Raw genomic sequence first — 1595 nt, 5'->3', positions numbered from 1 at the left:
AAAGCCGCCGACAACGCCGGCCTGGAGAAACTCCAAGCCGAAATGGAGAAACAAGCCGACGAACACCTGTCCGGCAACGCCTGACGCGCACGAGCCGGTGCTTCTCGCGGCCCCCGGGGGGCCGACGGCGGGCAACGCGCGCCACGGCGGAGCAGATGACGAGGGGCGCAACTCAGGTTCCTTCAGCGTGATCGCGTTCTCAGCGTAGAGAAGGGAGGCGACTGACCAGTGACCGGGCGGGTCAGCAAGGCACCGACGCTGACAGTGGTCGCCCGCGGCGCCGGGGTCTCCGTGCCCACCGTGTCCAAGGTGCTGCGCGGGAGAACGGATGTCGCGGCCGAGACCCGAGAGCGGGTGATGAGGGTTCTCGACGAGCTGGGCTACCCGCGGCGTAGAAGTCCTGCGGATCGGGTCAGGGTCGGCGCTGCGTTGGTTGACGTGGTATTGCACGAGCTCGACACAGCCTGGTCCTCGGCGTTGGTGAATGCCATCGAAGCCGAAGCCCAGTGTCGCGAGCTGGGAATAGTGGTCAGTGCGCTGTCCCGGCACACCCCGCGCACCACGCCGTCGAGGCAGTGGCTGGACGGGATTGCCGCGCGGGGTAGCTGTGGTGTGCTGGGCGTACAGGTTGACTTCACCGATGCCCAGGTGAGGTACCTACGTGAGCACGAGATCCCGCACGTCGTGATTGATCCTTACCACGAGCCGGGCGCCACCATCCCGACCGTGCGGGTCCGTAACCGGGACGCGGAGCGAGCCGCGACCCAGCACCTGATCGACTTGGGTCACCGGCGCATCGCCATGGTCGCCGGCAAGCCCCGTTCACTATCGTCACAACAACGGCTGGCCGGCTACCAGGCGGCTCTGACCGTGGCAGGCTTTCCGGTCGATGCGGAGCTCCTCCAGTACGGCGACTTCCGGCTGTCGGGTGGCAGGCAGGCGATGCACGAGCTGCTCACCCTGCCCGTGCCGCCAACAGCGGTGGTGTTCGCCTCGGACAAGATGGCATTGGGCGGCTATCTGGCCGCGGCCGACTTGGGCGTGCGGATCCCGCATGACGTTTCGGTCGTCGGCTACGACGACACCTTCGAGGCCGCGGTTGCCCGGCCGGCACTCACGAGCGTCCGCCAGCCGTTCGAGGCGATGGCCAGCGCTGGGTTCGACGTTCTCACGACGGTGCCCAGCCAGCCGTCAGTCATCGAGTGCGACGCGCGACTCGTGGTCCGGGCGAGCACAGGTCACTGCCTTCGCCAAGGCACGCTCACTGTGGTGTGAACCTCCAACGTTGCAGGTCCGAGCCCGTGTCGGCGCTCTAAACGACGTCGAGCGCCAGGCCGGACCCCAGTAGTGGTGGAAGACCCGCTCCCAGACCGGGCGCTCCTGACCTCGGCCCCCTGTGCCGGGGACGGTCTGATTCACGTTGTCGCAGTTGTTGTAGGTGGTGTACGGCACGTCGTCGTGGCCGAGGTTGTACCGGGCCACGTATTCGCACGCCTTGCGGAACCTGTAGTCGTCGGCGGCGTAGAGGTCGACGCCCTGGCTCCAGGCCATCTCGCAGATGGTGCCCATCAGGTCGATGCCCATGATGCTGTGTG

General features: G+C 67.1%; 1 protein-coding gene and 1 pseudogene. One reads left to right on the top strand and one right to left on the bottom strand.

The genetic code is table 11. The features are described 5' to 3' along the window. Window positions 1–228: 228 nt before the first annotated feature. Complete coding sequence (locus ELR45_RS28330) at window positions 229–1275, top strand: LacI family DNA-binding transcriptional regulator (RefSeq protein ID WP_129669308.1); 1047 nt, start codon at window positions 229–231, stop codon at window positions 1273–1275. Here the strand turns inward: ELR45_RS28330 and ELR45_RS28325 are convergent. Further along, window positions 1192–1595 (bottom strand): annotated as a pseudogene (locus tag ELR45_RS28325) (hypothetical protein); the annotation flags it as partial. The gene ELR45_RS28330 and the pseudogene ELR45_RS28325 sit on opposite strands and share 84 nt — an antisense overlap.

The organism is Phytoactinopolyspora endophytica, assembly GCF_004138495.1.
Taxonomy (GTDB): domain Bacteria; phylum Actinomycetota; class Actinomycetes; order Jiangellales; family Jiangellaceae; genus Phytoactinopolyspora; species Phytoactinopolyspora endophytica.
Note: the sequence above shows the minus strand (reverse complement) of the source record. Positions and strands in the feature narration are given on the sequence as shown.